Source organism: Janthinobacterium sp. LS2A (assembly GCF_036543145.1).
Classification (GTDB): domain Bacteria; phylum Pseudomonadota; class Gammaproteobacteria; order Burkholderiales; family Burkholderiaceae_D; genus Janthinobacterium; species Janthinobacterium aestuarii.
The window spans coordinates 108,504-124,629 of record NZ_JAZHPB010000013.1 but is presented as its reverse complement, the minus strand read 5'-3'; the positions used below and the strand labels follow the sequence as shown (position 1 = coordinate 124,629).

Annotated in this window: 14 protein-coding genes; 1 reads left to right on the top strand and 13 read right to left on the bottom strand. The window is 63.3% G+C overall.

Features of this window, described 5'->3' with window-relative positions; all coding sequences use genetic code 11:
- Positions 1-313: 313 nt before the first annotated feature.
- A complete protein-coding gene (locus V3C40_RS26930; RefSeq protein WP_331778989.1) occupies positions 314-652 on the top strand; it encodes a CzcE family metal-binding protein in 339 nt (112 codons plus the stop codon).
- Between the two features lie 68 nt (positions 653-720).
- Here V3C40_RS26930 and ahpF read toward each other — a convergent pair whose 3' ends face one another.
- The 13 genes from ahpF to V3C40_RS26865 all read right to left on the bottom strand — a co-directional run bounded on the left by ahpF (position 721) and on the right by V3C40_RS26865 (position 16,081).
- Entirely contained in the window at positions 721-2,316 is a 1,596-nt protein-coding gene (ahpF, locus tag V3C40_RS26925) for an alkyl hydroperoxide reductase subunit F (RefSeq protein ID WP_139092006.1), read from the bottom strand.
- 98 nt (positions 2,317-2,414) lie between these two features.
- Positions 2,415-2,978 carry an alkyl hydroperoxide reductase subunit C gene (gene ahpC, locus V3C40_RS26920; protein ID WP_092717461.1) on the bottom strand — a complete coding sequence of 188 codons (564 nt, stop codon included), beginning with the start codon at positions 2,976-2,978 and terminating at the stop codon, positions 2,415-2,417.
- A 187-nt stretch (positions 2,979-3,165) separates the two neighbouring features.
- On the bottom strand, positions 3,166-3,564 hold the full coding sequence (locus V3C40_RS26915; RefSeq protein WP_034753903.1) for a DUF3597 domain-containing protein: 399 nt from the start codon (positions 3,562-3,564) through the stop codon (positions 3,166-3,168).
- A 169-nt stretch (positions 3,565-3,733) separates the two neighbouring features.
- The gene (locus V3C40_RS26910; protein WP_331778988.1) at positions 3,734-6,535 is read right to left on the bottom strand and encodes an EAL domain-containing protein; all 2,802 of its coding nucleotides are present in this window, start codon (positions 6,533-6,535) and stop codon (positions 3,734-3,736) included.
- 134 nt (positions 6,536-6,669) lie between these two features.
- Positions 6,670-7,062, bottom strand: a complete 393-nt coding sequence (gene rbsD, locus V3C40_RS26905) for a D-ribose pyranase (RefSeq protein ID WP_034753900.1) — start codon at positions 7,060-7,062, stop codon at positions 6,670-6,672.
- Between the two features lie 4 nt (positions 7,063-7,066).
- Positions 7,067-7,975: a ribokinase gene (gene rbsK, locus V3C40_RS26900; RefSeq protein ID WP_331778987.1), complete on the bottom strand. Its 909-nt coding sequence runs from the start codon at positions 7,973-7,975 to the stop codon at positions 7,067-7,069.
- Positions 7,972-9,030, bottom strand: coding sequence for a LacI family DNA-binding transcriptional regulator (locus V3C40_RS26895; protein WP_331778986.1), 1,059 nt, complete (start codon positions 9,028-9,030; stop codon positions 7,972-7,974). Before V3C40_RS26895 ends, rbsK begins: the two co-directional genes overlap by 4 nt.
- A 9-nt stretch (positions 9,031-9,039) precedes the next feature.
- Complete coding sequence (locus V3C40_RS26890) at positions 9,040-10,011, bottom strand: ABC transporter permease (RefSeq protein ID WP_046683216.1); 972 nt, start codon at positions 10,009-10,011, stop codon at positions 9,040-9,042.
- Between the two features lie 18 nt (positions 10,012-10,029).
- Positions 10,030-11,583, bottom strand: coding sequence for a sugar ABC transporter ATP-binding protein (locus tag V3C40_RS26885; RefSeq protein WP_331778985.1), 1,554 nt, complete (start codon positions 11,581-11,583; stop codon positions 10,030-10,032).
- Between the two features lie 85 nt (positions 11,584-11,668).
- Entirely contained in the window at positions 11,669-12,628 is a 960-nt protein-coding gene (locus V3C40_RS26880) for a sugar ABC transporter substrate-binding protein (RefSeq protein WP_034753892.1), read from the bottom strand.
- A 208-nt stretch (positions 12,629-12,836) separates the two neighbouring features.
- Entirely contained in the window at positions 12,837-13,718 is an 882-nt protein-coding gene (locus V3C40_RS26875) for an EamA family transporter (RefSeq protein ID WP_331778984.1), read from the bottom strand.
- 162 nt (positions 13,719-13,880) lie between these two features.
- Positions 13,881-14,957, bottom strand: coding sequence for a zinc ribbon domain-containing protein (locus tag V3C40_RS26870; protein WP_331778983.1), 1,077 nt, complete (start codon positions 14,955-14,957; stop codon positions 13,881-13,883).
- An 8-nt stretch (positions 14,958-14,965) separates the two neighbouring features.
- On the bottom strand, positions 14,966-16,081 hold the full coding sequence (locus V3C40_RS26865; protein ID WP_331778982.1) for a zinc ribbon domain-containing protein: 1,116 nt from the start codon (positions 16,079-16,081) through the stop codon (positions 14,966-14,968).
- Positions 16,082-16,126 lie beyond the last annotated feature (45 nt).

Here is a 16,126-nt window from a genome sequence, read left to right as displayed (position 1 = left end):
GTGGGACCGCAAATGCTCTAGAATCAGCGCTACCCCGGCTCCGCCCCTGCCCCGCAGCTTTTCCCCCTACCTCGTCCTCTGGCCCATCATGCTTTGCTGCAATTTGCCCCAGCCTGGCCCTGTATCTGGGCAGCGATCAGGCCCTGGCCTTGCTCGTGCCCTTGGCAGCGACGGTGCAATTGTGAAATAGGACTTTGCAGATCCGACAAGAAACGCTTAGGATGCCGTGTTGCAAAAACCGGCGATCCCGGTGCAGCCACAACGACAATATGGCGCGGCTACTCGCTGCGCCAGGCTTATTCTTGGAGAAATTATGTTGAACACCCACCGCAGCGCCCTGGCGATTTTGTGCGCCGTCCTTGCCACCTCGGCCATCGCGGCCGGCCCCACGGGCACGGCCGCCGACTATGGCAGCAGCGCCCCGCACGCGGCCGCCCAGCGCAGCATCGAGCTGCAACCCGATACCCGCCACATCAACGTCACGCGCGGCGAAACCGTCACCATCGCGCGCGCCGGCCAGCGTTTTACGTGGCACGTGCAAACCTTCAACAACAAGACCGTCTTCGCCCTGGCAGAGATCGCGCCGAAGGACATGCCCGTCGACGGCGTGCAAGTGTATGTGGCCGCCAATCCCCTGTACGCGGGCAGCTAAGTTTCTTCTACGCATAAAAAAACCGGAACCACCTCGCGGCCGTTCCGGTTTTTTTGCAGCGTAAAGATTTACGCCGTCAATGCTTCTTTCGATGCGGACTCTTCCACCACTTCCTCGTCGTCCGAGCGGATCAGGTGGTCAAAGGCGGACAAAGCTGCCTTGGCGCCTTCGCCGGTGGCGATGATGATCTGCTTGTACGGCACCGTGGTGACGTCGCCGGCCGCGAACACGCCGGGGATCGAGGTCTGGCCGCGGGCGTCGACTTCGATTTCACCGTGGCGCGACAGTGCCACCGTGCCTTTGAGCCACTCCGTGTTCGGCACCAGGCCGATTTGCACGAAGACGCCTTCCAGTTCGACCTTTTTCGATTCGCCGCTGACCCGGTCCGTGTAGCTCAGGCCATTGACGATCTTGCCGTCGCCGTGGATCTCGGTCGTTTGCGCCGACGTGATCACGGTCACGTTAGGCAGGCTGTGCAGTTTGCGTTGCAGCACCGCATCGGCACGCAATTCCGCGCCGAACTCGATCAGGGTCACGTGTTTCACGAGACCGGCCAGGTCGATCGCCGCTTCCACGCCCGAGTTGCCGCCGCCGATCACGGCCACGCGCTTGCCCTTGAACAGCGGGCCATCGCAGTGCGGGCAGTAGGCGACACCGTGGTTGCGGTATTCCTTCTCGCCCGGCACGTTGATTTCGCGCCAGCGGGCACCGGTGGCCAGGATGACGGTCTTGGCTTTCAACACGGCGCCATTGGCCGTTTCAATCTGCACCAACTTGCCCGGCGTCAGTTTCGCGGCGCGCTGGGTGTTCATGATGTCGACTTCGTATTCCTTGACGTGCTGTTCCAGCGCCATGGCGAACTTCGGACCATCGGTTTCCTTGACCGAAATAAAGTTTTCGATGGCGAGGGTGTCGAGCACCTGGCCGCCGAAACGCTCGGCCAGCACGCCCGTCTTGATGCCTTTGCGGGCAGCGTAGATGGCCGCTGCCGCACCGGCAGGGCCGCCGCCGACGATCAGCACATCGAACACGTCTTTTTTCGACAACGCTGCGGCCTGGCGGGCGCCGGCGTTGGTGTCGAGCTTGGCGAGGATTTCCTCGACATTCGTGCGGCCCTGGCCAAAATGCTGACCATTGAGGAACATCATCGGCACGGCCATGATCTGGCGCTCTTCCACTTCTTTCGGGAAGACGCCGCCATCGATGGTGGTGACCTTGATGCGCGGATTGATCACCGCCATGGCATTCAAGGCCTGCACCACTTCCGGGCAGTTATGGCAGGAGAGCGAAATAAACGTTTCAAATTCGTAGTCGCCGTCGAGGTTGCGGATCTGCTCGATCACGGCCTCGTCGAACTTGATGGTGTGGCCGCCCACTTGCAGCAGCGCCAGCACCAAGGAGGTAAATTCGTGGCCCAGCGGCACACCGGCGAAACGCACGCCGATGTCGGAGCCTGCACGGTTGATGCTGAACGACGGGGCGCGTACGCCAGCGTCAAGGCGCTCGACCAGCGTGATCTTGTCGCTCAACAGGACTATCTCCTGGAGCAATTCCTTCATCTCGCGGGCTTTTGCGCTGTCATCGAGAGAAGCGACCAGCTCAAGCGGATACACCACTTTTTCCAGGTAGGATTTCAGTTGGGTTTTGAGGGTTGCGTCTAACATGATTTTTTCTTCCTTTACAAATATTTAGGCGAATGCCGGGCCGGACGCCCGGTCCGGCATCGCGGTAACTACTTGTTTGCTACGTGTTGCATCGAGACTTAGATCTTGCCAACCAGGTCCAGCGATGGGGTCAGGGTTGCTGCGCCTTCCGTCCATTTGGCTGGGCAAACTTCGCCTGGGTGAGCGGCAACGTATTGAGCTGCCTTAACTTTGCGCAACAGTTCCGATGCGTCACGGCCGATGCCGTTGTCATGCACTTCCAGCACTTTGATGAAGCCGTCTGGATTGATGACGAAGGTACCGCGCAATGCCATGCCTTCTTCTTCGATCATGACTTCGAAATTGCGCGACAGGGCGCCGGTTGGGTCGCCGATCAGTGCGTATTGCACTTTCTTGATCGCGTCCGAGGTGTCGTGCCATGCTTTGTGCGCGAAGTGCGAATCGGTCGAGATGCCGTAGACATCGACGCCCAGTTTCTGGAATTCAGCATGGTGATCGGCCAGATCTTCCAGTTCGGTTGGGCAAACGAAGGTGAAGTCGGCTGGGTAGAAGACGAATACCGACCACTTGCCTTTCAGCGACGCTTCCGTCAGGTCGACGAATTTGCCATTGTGGTATGCGGTTGCCTTGAATGGTTTAACTTGGGTATTGATCAGCGACATTTCATTTCCTCTCGTGTGGTGAATCAGTAAGACTCTAGTGTAAGGGGTTTTAAACCATATGCAAAATTGATTGTCACAATAGTTTCAATTGGTTTTAGCTATCATGACACTATGGGAACTCCATGGTAGGCAGTTCCCACGCGATTGGATAGCGGTGACAGTGGATACCCCTGCCGCCGCCAAGTGTTTAATTCTTGAGTTCTTCCGGTACCTTGCCACCGTTTTCGGCCAGCTTGATCATTACCTGGCGGTGCAGCCAGATATTCATGCTGGCCGAATCGTTGGTGTCGCCCGTGAAGTGCAGCTCTTGCGCCAGTTCCTTGCGCGCGGCCAGGCTGCTGTCGAGTTGAAGCAGTTTCATCAGGTCGACGATGGACGTGCGCCAATTGAGTTTTTCCGCGTTCTTGCTGGCCAGGTCGACCAGCACCACTTCCACGTCCACCACGGGCGCGGCAGCGGCCGGAGCGGCAGCAGGAGCGGCCGGTGCTGCTGCAGGTGCTGTCGTGGCGGCGGCCGGCGTGGCAGCCGGTGCGGCGTCGGACGAATGGTGGAAGATCTTGTTGTAGATATTGCTGAAAATGCCCATGAGGTCACCTCGAGTTGAGTGAATGGAAGAAGTTTGCCTGCGCACCCGGTGTAGGTACCGGTGACAGCAAAGCCGGGCGCAGGCGCCAGCCCATCGAGTATAAGCCCGTTCAAGCCGGGAGCCCCGTCCCGCAGGCCTCGATGAAATCTAGTGGCAGGCTGGGCCTGTTTCAAGGGCGCAAGGGCCGCCGGGCGTGCAACAGCGCGTCGAACGCTTCGATGGCCAGCGGCGGCGCAAACAGCTCGCCTTGCGCGAAATCGCAGCCGATCTCCAGCAGCTGGGCGCGCTGCTCTTCGGTCTCCACCCCTTCGGCAATGACCTGCAAGCCCAGCTTGTGGGCCATGGTGACGATGGCTTCGCACAGCACCAGTTCGCTGGCGCCGGCCGCCAGCTTGCGCACCAGCACGCCGTCGAGCTTCAGGTAGTCGATACCGCATTGCTGCAGCTGCGTCAGCGAGGCATGGCCGCTGCCGAAGTCGTCGAGGGCGATCTGCAGGCCCGCTTCGCGCAAGTGCTGCAGGCGTGGCGCCATGCTATTGCCGTTGGGTAAGAGTACATCTTCGCGCATGTCGAGCACAATGGCCGAGGCCGGCACATCGAGCGCCATCAGCTGGCGCAGCCAGGTGCCGGGCGCCTCCACTTCGCGCTGCAATTCCAGCGGCGACTGGTTCAGGCACAGTTGCAGTCCCGGCAAACCGATGGCCTGGCCCTGCGCGCGCCAGTGCAGCAGTTGCGTGGCCGCCGTGCGCAGCACCCAGTCGCCGATCTCCACGATCAGGCCGCTGCTTTCGGCCAGCGCGAGGAAATCGGGTGGATACACGATGCCCCGCTGCGGATGATGCCAGCGCAGCAAGGCTTCCGCCTTGGCAATATTGCCGCTATGCAGTTCGACGATGGGCTGGTAATACAGCTGCATCTGCTGTTCGCGCAGGGCTGTGCGCAAGTCCGCTCCCATGCGCATGCGGTTGACGGCCGCCACCTGCATGGCCGGCGTAAAGTAGCTGTAGCGGTTGCGCCCCGCGCCTTTCGACACATACATGGCCTGGTCCGCCTGCTTGAGCAAATCCTCGATCGTGCCCGCGTCATCGGGATACAGGGTGATGCCGATCGAGGCGGAAACGAAGGCCTGCTCCTGTCCCAGCAGGAACGGTGCCAGCAAACCGTCGAGTATCTGCCGCGCGATGCGGTCGACTTGCTGCAGGTCGTCGATGTCGGACAGGATCACCGTGAATTCATCGCCGCCCAGGCGCGCCACCGTGTCCGTCTCGCGCACGCCCACGCGGATGCGCCGCGCCGCTTCGATCAGCAAGATATCGCCCTGGTGGTGGCCCAGGGTATCGTTGACTTCCTTGAAATGGTCGAGGTCGATGAACAGGATGGCCACGCGGTTCGCATCGCGCCGTCCCTGCGCCAGCGCCTGGCGCAAACGCTCGTGAAACATGCGGCGGTTCGGCAATTGCGTCAAGGTATCGAAATTGGCTTGCTGCCAGATCAGCGCTTCCGTTTGCCGCTTGTCCGTCACATCTTCCAGCATGCACAGGTGGTGCGGTCCGCCATGGCGCGCCGTGGCGATGGCCGTCACCGAGGCATCGACCCACACGACGCCGCCATCGGGACGCACGATGCGCTTGGCGTGGCGGAAGCCCTGCAGGCGCCGCGCCAGCAGCTGCGCCACGTGCGCCTGCTCGCCGGCCACATCGTCGGGATGGCTGATCTCCATCCAGCTCGTCTGCTTCATGTGCTCCAGGGTGCGTCCGGCGATGGCCAGATAGCGCGGATTGATATCGAGAAACTGTCCGCTCACGGTATCGATCAGGGCGATGCCCATGGGCGCTTCCTCGAACATGGTGCGAAAGCGCAACTCCCCCTGGCGGATGGTTTCCTCCGTGCGGCGGCGCTCGCGCGCCAGGTTGTTGAAGTGGAAGCCGGCCGACACGGCCAGCAAACTGCCAGCCAGGCCCAGCGACAAATACAGCCAGCCCAGGTCGGCCCCCGGCACGGGGCGGTACAGGAAACCCTTGTAGGCGCGGCTGTCCGTGGCCTTGGGTGGCAGCACGCCCATGGCCGCGTACGTGTCGGCAATATGCTGCCAGCGCTGGGGATTCATGTAGCCGAGCTCCACCAGCACGGGCTGCAGCAGCAATTCCATCTGCTGCGCCTCGTACAGCAGGTGCGCGCGGTCGTGGCGCTGGCTGTATTTGACGTGGATCAGTTGCGCCATTTCCTCGCGGTGCGCCATCGCGTATTGCCAGCCGCGCAGGCTGGCCGCGCGGAACGCTTTGACACGCTCGGGATGGCGGCGCAGTTCCTGCTCGCTGGTAAACAGGTTGTCGCCGTAGAAATCGATGCCGGCCGTACGCGGCGTAAACTGGTAATAGGAAAATCCCGCCCGGTCCAGGTAGTCCGGTTCGTTGGTGGAGTACGCGGCAATCGCATCGACCTTGCCATCGATCAAATCCTCGATCCGGTAGCTGGGCGGCAAGTGGCGCATCTGCTGCGGCGCGACGCCCATTTTTCCCAGGAATAGCGACACTTCATCGGAGGCGGCCGCCACATTGACGGCCGCGCCGATCATCACGGGCGCCCCCACCAGCTTGCGCACGTCGGGCGCGCCGCCCTGCTGGCGCATCAGCAGTACGCTGGGCGAATGCTGGAACACCACGGCCAGCACCACCACGGGCTTGCCCGCCAGGCGGCTGAGCAACAAGGTGCTGTTGCCCACGCCATATTCGGCCTGGCCCGACAGCACGGCCGCCTCGGCAGGCGGCACGCCGCTGCCTTCGACCAATGTCACCTCGAGCCCCGCCTCGCGGTAATAGCCTTGCTCGATGGCCGCGTAATAGCCGGCGAACTGGAACTGGTGCGTGAAATTGAGGTGCAGGGAGACGGCTTCCAGCGCCCGGACGGGCGTGGCCAGGCACAGCAGCAGAATGAAACAGCAGCGGAAAGCGTCGGAGGCTTTCATCGGCATGGCGGGACACCACAGGAAGCTGCCGCGTTGGCAGGGGTAAGGCTATTGTAGCCGCCCCTTTTGCCGATGGATAATTATTTCAATGCGGACAATAGCGTTGATGTTTTTAGCAAACAATCGCGCCATTGTTTGCGTTAGAACACGACGCCAGCCACCAAAATGATGTTGGCGTACGGACTGCACTCACCCGTGCGCACGATGGCGCGCGCGCCCTTCGACAATTGCTTGAACTCGTCGTGCGTCACCTGGCGCGCATCGGGCAAGGCCAGGGCCGCCACCTGCGCCGCCATGGCCGGATTATGCTGCGGCAACTCGCTGGCGAGCAAATGGTATTCCACCTGCATTTCGCTCAGCACGGTGTTGACAGTATCGATGAAGCCAGGGATGCCGCGCGTCAGGGCCAGGTCGATCAGGGGCACGCCCGGCTGCGACGGCAAGCCCGCGTCGCCGATGACGAGCATGTCGCCATGGCCCAGCGAGGCAATCAGTTGCGACAGTGCGATATTAAGCAGCGGTGATTTTTTCATGGTCTCAGAACAGCTCGTGCAAGTGGGGGATCGACGTTTGCGCGCCGGGTTTGGTGACGCTCCAGGCGGCCGCACGCTGGCCTTGCTGGATCGCTTCCGCCTCGTCCATGCCGGACGCCAGGCCCGCCACAAAACCGCCGATAAACGTGTCGCCGGCGGCCGTCGTATCGACGGCTTTTACCACTTCGGCCGGGAACGTGTAATCGCCCCCGTACAGGGCCGCGTGCACGCCCTTGGAACCCAAGGTGATGATGACGTTGTCGCTGCCCAGCTTTTGCAGCGCGGCGGCCAGCGCCTTGACGTCCGCGCCTTCCGGGCTGACGCCGGCCAGCATGGCCGCTTCGATTTCATTGGGAATCAGGTAATCGACCAGCTCCAGCACGCCTTCCGGCAAGCTGGCGGCCGGGGCCGGGTTCAGCACCACGGTCTTGCCCAGCGAACGGGCCAATTTGATCGCATGCACGACGGTGGCCATCGGGGTTTCCAGCTGCAGCACGACGATGTCGGCCTGCTCGATCAGCTCTTTTGCCGCGTCGATGTGCGCGGGGCTCAATAAATCGTTGGCGCCGCCGGCGATCACGATGCTGTTCTGGCCGTTGTCGTCGACAAGGATCGAGGCGATGCCGGACGCGACACCGGGCAAGGTCGTGATGTGGCTGTCGATGATGCCGTCGCCGACGAGCGCCGCACGCAGGGTCGCGCCAAACGCATCGTCGCCCACGCAAGCGACCATGGCCACTTGCTGGGCACCGGCCACTTTGCCGCTCAGGCGCGCGCAGGCCACGGCCTGGTTGGCGCCCTTGCCGCCAGGAATGGTTCTAAACGCGCCGCCCGTCAGGGTTTCGCCGGGGAGGGGCATGCGCGGCACGCGCAAGACCAGGTCCATATTGATGCTGCCGATAACCACGATCATGATGTCATTCCCATCAGTTCAGTTGCAGGTGAAGAAGTAGGTGCGGTAGAAGTTACAGCGGCCGCCACGCTGGAGCCGCGCACGTGCAGTGCCGGCGCGATGCTGCGCTGCTGGCGCGGCAAGGCGGGGTCGGCGATGCGCGCCAGCAGGCAGGCGGCCGTGATGTGGCCCAGCTCGCGCGTATTTTGCGCCACGCTGGTCAAGGCCGGATGCACGAAGCTGGCCAGGTCGATATCATCGAAGCCGACGACGGCCAGTTCCCCCGGCACGGCAATGCCCCGCTCGGCGGCGGCGCGCAGGGCGCCAAAGGCCATCAAGTCATTGCAGCAGAACAAGGCGTCGGGGCGCTGGCCTGGCGGCAGCGCCAGCAGATCCAGCGCGGCCGCATAGCCGCCCGCGCTCGTAAAATCGCCATGGCGGCACAGCGCGTCGTCCAGGGCCACGCCCGCGTCCGCCATGGCGCTGCGCACACCATCGATGCGCTCGTTGGAAATGCTCACTTCACGGGGACCGGCGATGCAGGCAAAACGCCGGCGTCCCAGGCCCAGCAAATGGCGCGCGGCCAAGGCACCACCGGCGCGGTTATCGACGGCCACGGCATCGATGGACAGATCGCTGGGCGCGCGGTCGAGCAGCACGGCCGGCACCTTCATCTTGCGCAGCAATTCGCCATCGCTGTCGGCCAGCGCGGACAAAATCAGGCCGTCGCAGCGCTTGGTCAGCAGCACATTTAAATAGTCGCGCTGCTTGACGGGGTCGTCGTCGGAATTACATAAAATCACGCTGTAGCCGGCCGCGTAGCAGCTGTCCTCGATGCCGCGCGCCACCTCCGAAAAATACGGATTCGTATTGTTCGGAATGATCAGGCCGATGGTGCCCGTACTGCGGCTGCGCAAGGAACGCGCCAGCGCGCTGGGCACGTAATGCAGTGCCTCCGCCGCCGCCAGCACGGCGCGGCGCGCCTCGTCGCTGACGGGGCGGGTATTGTTGAGGACGTGCGACACGGTGGTAAACGACACCCCCGCCGCCTGCGCCACTTGTTTGATGGTTGCCATGGGCCAGTATTATGAACGCTCGCCACGGCGGCGGTAGGTATCGAGCACCACGGCCGCGACAATCACCAGGCCCGTGACGATGCGTTTCACGGGTTCCGACACGCCCACTTGCGCCAGGCCCGCTTCCAGCACGGAAATGATCAACACGCCGATAAACGTGCTGATGACGGAACCGCGTCCGCCCATCAGGCTCGTGCCGCCGATCACGACGGCTGCGATCACTTGCAATTCCATGCCCACGCCGCCGTTCGGGTCGGCCGCTTCCAGGCGCGATACCTGGAACAGCGCGCCCACGCCGGCGAGAAAGCCCATCAAGGCGAAGACCAATACTTTCGACGGCTTCGTGTTGATGCCGGACAAACGCACGGCTTCTTCATTCGTGCCGATGCCGATCCAGTGGCGTCCCAGCACCGTGCGCGTGAGCACGAGGTGGCCGATGACGACGATGGCGATCGAGGCGATGAAGGCGGGCGACAGGCCGAACGCGATCGGCGAGCTGATGCCGTCAACGGCGCTGCCGATGTATTCCGTGCGCGAGTTCGTCACTTGATACGCCATGCCGCGCGCCATTTCCAGCACGCCCAAGGAAACGATGAACGAGGGAATGCGCCAGCCGACGGAAATCAGGCCCGTCGTGGCGCCGCACAGGGCGGCGACGAACATGCCCAGCAGGGCCGCGCTCCACACGGGCCAGCCCCAGTGCACGACGGCCAGCGACAGCACGGAAGCGGCCAGCGCCATCACGGAACCGACCGACAGATCGATGCCGCCGATGATCAGCACGAACGTCATGCCGACAGCCATCACGACGAGGGTCGGGATATTGTTCGACAGGGTGCTCAAGGTGGCCAGGGTGAAGAAGTTTTCGCTGGCGAACGAGAACAGCACGCACATGGCGACCAGGGCGCCGATCAGGCCCGCATAGTTTTTCAGGTCGGCCAGGCTGCGCTGCAGATACGAAGGAGAGGAATTGGTGGTCATGGGAATCTTTCCGGCGGATCAGGCCGCAGCTGGAGTGGAAGTGGGGGTCAAATAGCCGGAGAAGGCGGCCGACAGCAGCGCGTCCTGGCTCCAGGCGCCGCGCTCGAAGGTCTCGACGATGCTGCCGGCGCTCATGACGGCGATGCGGTCGCAGATCAGCATCAGTTCGCGCAAGTCGCTCGAGACGATGACGAGGCCCTTGCCCTGGCGCGCCTGTTCGGCCAGCACCTGATAAATATCAAACTTGGCGCCGATATCGATGCCGCGCGTGGGTTCGTCGAACAGCATCACGGGGCAGTCGCGGTACAGCCAGCGTGCGATCACCACCTTTTGCTGGTTGCCGCCAGACAGTTCCGCCACCGTTTGCGCGCTGTTGCGCGAGCGGATGCCCAGGCGCTCGATGTAGTCGTCGGCCACCGACGCTTCGGACGCATCGTTGAGCCAACCGGCGCCGCTGACCGTGTCGAGCGAGGCCAGGGTCGTGTTGACGGCGATGGACTGGCGCAGCAACAAGCCTTGCCCCTTGCGGTCTTCCGTGATCATGGCGATGCCCGCTTTCACCGCTGCCTGCGGCGAGGCCAGGGCGGCAGGTGTTTCGCTGTCGCCAAGGAACACGGCACCGGCGTCGGCACGGTCGGCGCCGAAGATCAGGCGCAGCAATTCCGTGCGGCCCGAGCCGATCAGGCCGGCGATGCCGAGGATTTCGCCGGCACGCAAGTCGAACGAGGTCGGGTTGACGACCTTGCCGCGCGCCAGGCCACGCACGCGCAGCAGCGGTGCGCCCAGCGTGCGGCCGCTCAGGTCGACGGCATCATCGGCCGAACGGCCCACCATCAGGCTGACCAGGTCGGCGGCGGAATGGCCCGCGATATCGTCGTCGCACACGAGCTGGCCGTCGCGCAGCACGGCGATGCGGTCGGCCACGCGCTTGAGTTCTTCCAGGCGGTGGGAAATATAGATGATGCACACGCCTTCGGCCTTCAGGCGTTCGATTTGCAGGAACAGCAATTCCACTTCGCGGTGCGTCAGCATGGCTGTCGGCTCGTCGAGCACCAGCAGGCGGCAGGCGCCGATCAGATTGCGCGCGATCTCGATCATTTGCTGGTGGCCGATGCCCAGTTCGCCCACGAGGGTCCACGGATCGAGGCCGCCCAAGCCCACTTTTTCCATCTGTTCGCGCGCGTCGCGTTCGAGACGGCCGCGGTCGATGAAGCCGAAACGCTGCGGCAGGTTTTTCAGGTACAGGTTTTCCGCGATCGACAGGGTAGGAATCAAATTGAGTTCCTGCATCACCATGCGGATGCCCAGCGCCTCGGCGGCGCCGCGCGAGGCGGGCTGGTAAGGCTTGCCGTCGAGCAGCATCGTGCCCGTGGTGGCTTGCTCCAGACCGCAGATGATCTTCGACAAGGTGCTTTTACCAGCACCGTTTTCGCCCGTCAGCGCCAGCACCTGGCCGGGGGCAAAGCGCAAGCCCACGCCGCCCAGCACGGGGCCGACATAGGACTTGCCGATGTTGTCCAGGGTCAATAGAGGGATGGCGGCTGATGGCGCCGGGGGGATGTCGGTAGGCATGATAAAACTCCGCGGTAGTGGCGGCGGGGCCGGCGCCGCCTGCTCGCATGAGTAGGCAGGCGCCGGCCCCGGCGGGATCAAACGATCAGGACTTGGCGGCCTTGGCGACCAGTTCGACCTTGGTTTCGATGACGCCACCAAGCTCGGCCTGTTTCTTCTTCTGTGCCAGGGCTTTCAGCACGGTCTCGATGCCGAACACGGCTTGCTGCGAACCGAACTGGTCGGCGGTAGCCAGCACGCGGCCATCGGCCAGCATCGGCTTGATGGCGTTGATGTTGTCGTAGCCGACGACGATGACTTTGCCCGTTTTACCAGCCGCCTTGATGGCGGACACGGCACCGATGGCCATGTTGTCGTTACCGCACAGCAAAGCCTTGATATTCGGGTTGGCGTTCAGCATGGCAGCCGCCACCGTGTTGGCAGGGGCGATTTCCCACTGGCCCGACTGCACGCTGACAACTTTCGCGCCGGCCGCGTTCATGGCGTCCTGGAAGCCCAGGGTGCGCTGCTGCGCGTTGTAGGTCGTCGACACGCCTTCGATGATGCCGACCGGGTCACCCTTCTTGATCTGCTTGGCCAGGAAGTCGCCGACCACCTTGGCGCCCTTGCGGTTGTCCGGGCCGACGAACGGCACGCTGATGCCCTTCTCTTTCAGGGCGCCTTCGTCGAGCTTGTTGTCGATATTGACGACGATGATGCCCGCGTCGATGGCTTTCTTCAGGACCGGCACCAGCGCTTTCGAGTCGGCCGGGGCGATCACCAGCGCGTTGACGCGCGAGACGATCATTTGCTCGACCAGCTTGATCTGGCTCGACGTATCCGTCTCATCCTTGATGCCGTTCGACAGCAGGTCGTACTTGGCGGCATTGGCCTTCTGATGCGCCTTGGCGCCATTTTCCATGGTCAGGAAAAATTCATTGGCGAGCGACTTCATCACCAGCGCCACCTTCGGTTTGGCAGGTGTCTGCGCCATCGCCGGCACGGCGGGCAAGGCACACACCAGGACAGCGGCGGCAATCATTTTCAGGCGAATACGGGATGTCATGAGCGTCTCCAGAGTTGTTGGTCAAGCACGTCTACACCATGCTTTTATGAAATTTTACGGCGCGCAAACGTTTGCGCGAAGCGAATAGTGCCTCAATGCCCTATTACAGTGCAAGCAAAACTGTATGTGCGGTGCAGCAAAAAGGGAGCGCCCAGAGGGAAACAGGCAGGCCGACGCGATCGGCCTGCCGAGGAGAAATGCGTAGAAATCAGACGTTTGTTGCGGGACGGGCGCTGGCCCATTGCACGGCCAGCACGCTGGCCAGCACCAGCAGCAAGCCCAGCATTGACCAGCCCGTCATGGCCTGGCCCAGCAGGGCCCAGCCCAGCATGACGGCCATCAGGGGACTGAGCAGGCCCAAGGAGGAGACGGCCACGGGCGACAGCCTGGCGATGCCGCGAAACCACAGCGCATATGCGAGCAGGGCGCCGGCCAGGCACAGGTAGGTGTAAGCCAATATTTGCGGCAAGGACAAGGCCGGCAGCGGTGCGTCGGCCAGCCAGGCGACGGGCGCCAGCATCAGGCTGCCCAGCAGCAATTGCCAGCCCGTCAGCGCCAGCACGGGCAAGTCCGGCTTCCAGCGCCGCGTCAGATAGGTGCCGGCCGCCATGCAAGCCGTGCCGCCCAGCGCGGCGGCGATGCCGACCGGTTCCCACACGGTGCGCGGCGACAACAACAAAATTCCCATGCCGGCCACGCCCAGTACGCTGGCAAGCAAGGCCAACCGGGCCGGACGGCGCCCTTCCACGCCCCAGGCCAGGCCCATGACCAGCAGCGGCTGGATGGCGCCCACCACGGCCGCCAAGCCGCCGGGCAAGCGGTAGGCTGCCACGAACAGCAGCGCCTGGAACACACCGATATTCAGCGCCGACAGGATCAGCACGCGGGCCCAGTCGCGCCGCGCGGGCAGGCGCCGCATGACCAGCAGCAACAACAAGCCGGCCGGCAACACGCGGATCAGGGCCGCAGTGAAAGGCCGGTCGGGCGGCAGCAGTTCGGACGTGACGATATACGTGGAACCCCAGATCAGGGGCGCCAGCGCCGTGAGCAGAATATCGCCCCAGGCGGGGCGGACGGAAGAAGAAACCATACAACTATCTCGACACTAAGATAAAAACTCAGTGTGGACGCGAACTATCTTGATGTCAAGACAAATGGGCGTGCGCACCGCTACCTGCGGACGAAAAAAAACCCGGCATGGCCGGGCTCCGGGAAGCAGATCAGACAGCAAGCCGCGCTGTCTGACAGATACTTAATCGCGCACGCGCCGCAGGGTCGTTACCCGCATGCCGCCCATGCTGATCTGCGCCGTGCTGCCATCGTCGCTGACGATAATATCCATGGCCGCTTCGCCCGCGCCTTCCGGCGCGATCGTCACGGTATTGCCCTTGGTGGTGAAGGTGGCCTTGGTCGAGGTGCCGTTATTGATCACGCTGTCACTTGTAAATTCCAGGACGTTGCCCATCGCCGCCTGCCATTTCCCCACCGCCGGGTGGCCGCCAAAGCTGAACACGCTTTTCAGCTTGTCCAGCATGCCCGCACCCTGCGCGGCCGACGATTTGCCTATCGCACCGGTCATGGCCGCCTGGCTCATCTGCGCTTCGTCGATGACTTGCCATTGCTTGTCAACCAGCGCCATCGGCAGTCGCACTTGCAGATCGCCGTCCGGCAAGCGCTGCAGGATCAGCGCGCGGTCCGGCGATTTGGCGAACCACGCGGCCTCATCGGTCAGCGTCAGGGTGGCCTTGGCCATCGCCACTTGCTGTACGCCCAGGTCGCGCACCTGATCGTAGCCGCTGACCTTGGCCACTTTCACGCCCTTGGCCACGCACAGCTTGTCGCCACGCAAGGCCGCCTTGCCCGGCGCGGCCAGCGCGTAGACAAATTGCGATTGCGCAACCCAACCACCGCTGCTTTGCTCGACGGGAGCGTTGTACAGGCCGCCACGCACAAGGATATCGAGCCATTGCCGAGTGGAACTGTCGTACGACGCCACGCGGATCTCTTCCTTCTGGTACGGCAAGTTGGTGAGGCACAGCAGCTTGTCGCGCGCCGCCTCGTCAGCGGCCAGGTGGGCGTCGATGGCGCGGCTGAAACTGCTGGCCGATGCCGCCTCGGGCGCCAGCAGCCACGCCAGCGCGCCACCGGCCACGATGACCGCCGCCAGCACGCCGCCGGCGATCATGACGTGGCGCCGCTTCACGCCGGACAGCGCCGGCGTCGCGGCTGGTGCGGGCGCCGGTGCGGCGTTGACAGCCTTGCCGCATTCATCGCAGAAGCGCGCGCCGGGGACATGGGCGGTGCCACATTTGGTGCAGAAGTGAGCCATGGTGTGCCTTACTTGAGTTTATGCGCGCATTCGCCGCAGAACACGTCATCGGACGCGACCGGTGCCTTGCAGCTTGGGCAATGCAGGCTGTCAACGGGCGCGGCAGCCGGCGTGGCCGGTGCGGCCGGTGCAGTCGCCTGTTCAGCCAGGGCACGCGCGCGTTCACGCGCTTCTTCGGCTTTTTTCTTGACCGTGGCCAGGCCGTCGTTCAGGCTCGCTTCCGAGGCGCTGAAATCGACATTGCGTGTGGCGTTCAGGTAGATGATGCATACGCCCTTGGTGAAGATCAGGCCCGGTACCACGGCCGCGGCCGCCAACAGCAAGCCGCCGCCCAGGCCCGCTGCGATGATGTAGCCGGAACCGCCATTCAGACCCGAAGCCAGGGTGTACATATTCATCTGGCCGCCCAGGCCCAGGATGCCGGCCGACATGCCGCTGGTCAGCGATACGCCGGTACCGACCACGCCAAAAATCAGCAGCGCCACAAACGTCGTGATCAGGAACAGCAGCACTTCCAGCAAGATCACGGACACCAGCTTGGTGCGCACGATCAGGTTCAGGCGGGCAATGATCTGGAACACGGTGGCGCCCGACCAGGCGGCAGGGCCGGCCAGCGGCAGCATCACGTAGAACAGCGCAAACACCAGCACGCCCAGCACGATGGCCGACAGCGGGAAGACGACCGTGTACAGCACGGGGCCAAGCACGGGAATCTTGCAGACAAACAAGATGATGGCGATGGTGATCATGGCCGCCAGCACGATCAAAAATTCAAGGAAGACGACCGCGATCAGGCGGTGGCTCGTGTACAGCGAAACGAGCATGGCATCAACCAGGCTCATGCCAGGCTGGCCTTGCGCGTCGCGCATCAGCATGATGCCGACGGCGTTAGAACCGTAAAACATCACGAGGAAAGCCATCAGGCCACCGACAAAGACCAGCAGCGGACTGCTCATGCCGCCGGCAAGCATCGTCAGCACGCCACCGACGAGCACGGCGCTGATGAAGGTCAGGGCCAGCAGCGCAATCGCGCGAAAGTTCCTGATGGCGTCGGTCGCTTCGATCAGCGAACCCACGGCGGAGGAAAAGGGAAGAGGTTGATGTGTTTGTGTGGAAATGGTCATGTCTGGCCTGGAAGGGGTGAATCGGGAGGGGACGGCCTGCCTGGC

Coding starts and splice junctions, on each gene's coding strand:
- V3C40_RS26865 (WP_331778982.1), bottom strand. CDS start 16,081: ATGACCATTTCCACACAAACACATCAACCTCTTCCCTTTTCCTCCGCC.
- ahpF (WP_139092006.1), bottom strand. CDS start 2,316: ATGTTAGACGCAACCCTCAAAACCCAACTGAAATCCTACCTGGAAAAA.
- V3C40_RS26930 (WP_331778989.1), top strand. CDS start 314: ATGTTGAACACCCACCGCAGCGCCCTGGCGATTTTGTGCGCCGTCCTT.
- V3C40_RS26895 (WP_331778986.1), bottom strand. CDS start 9,030: ATGGCAACCATCAAACAAGTGGCGCAGGCGGCGGGGGTGTCGTTTACC.
- rbsD (WP_034753900.1), bottom strand. CDS start 7,062: ATGAAAAAATCACCGCTGCTTAATATCGCACTGTCGCAACTGATTGCC.
- V3C40_RS26885 (WP_331778985.1), bottom strand. CDS start 11,583: ATGCCTACCGACATCCCCCCGGCGCCATCAGCCGCCATCCCTCTATTG.
- V3C40_RS26890 (WP_046683216.1), bottom strand. CDS start 10,011: ATGACCACCAATTCCTCTCCTTCGTATCTGCAGCGCAGCCTGGCCGAC.
- V3C40_RS26870 (WP_331778983.1), bottom strand. CDS start 14,957: ATGGCTCACTTCTGCACCAAATGTGGCACCGCCCATGTCCCCGGCGCG.
- V3C40_RS26910 (WP_331778988.1), bottom strand. CDS start 6,535: ATGCCGATGAAAGCCTCCGACGCTTTCCGCTGCTGTTTCATTCTGCTG.
- V3C40_RS26875 (WP_331778984.1), bottom strand. CDS start 13,718: ATGGTTTCTTCTTCCGTCCGCCCCGCCTGGGGCGATATTCTGCTCACG.
- V3C40_RS26880 (WP_034753892.1), bottom strand. CDS start 12,628: ATGACATCCCGTATTCGCCTGAAAATGATTGCCGCCGCTGTCCTGGTG.
- ahpC (WP_092717461.1), bottom strand. CDS start 2,978: ATGTCGCTGATCAATACCCAAGTTAAACCATTCAAGGCAACCGCATAC.
- rbsK (WP_331778987.1), bottom strand. CDS start 7,975: ATGATCGTGGTTATCGGCAGCATCAATATGGACCTGGTCTTGCGCGTG.
- V3C40_RS26915 (WP_034753903.1), bottom strand. CDS start 3,564: ATGGGCATTTTCAGCAATATCTACAACAAGATCTTCCACCATTCGTCC.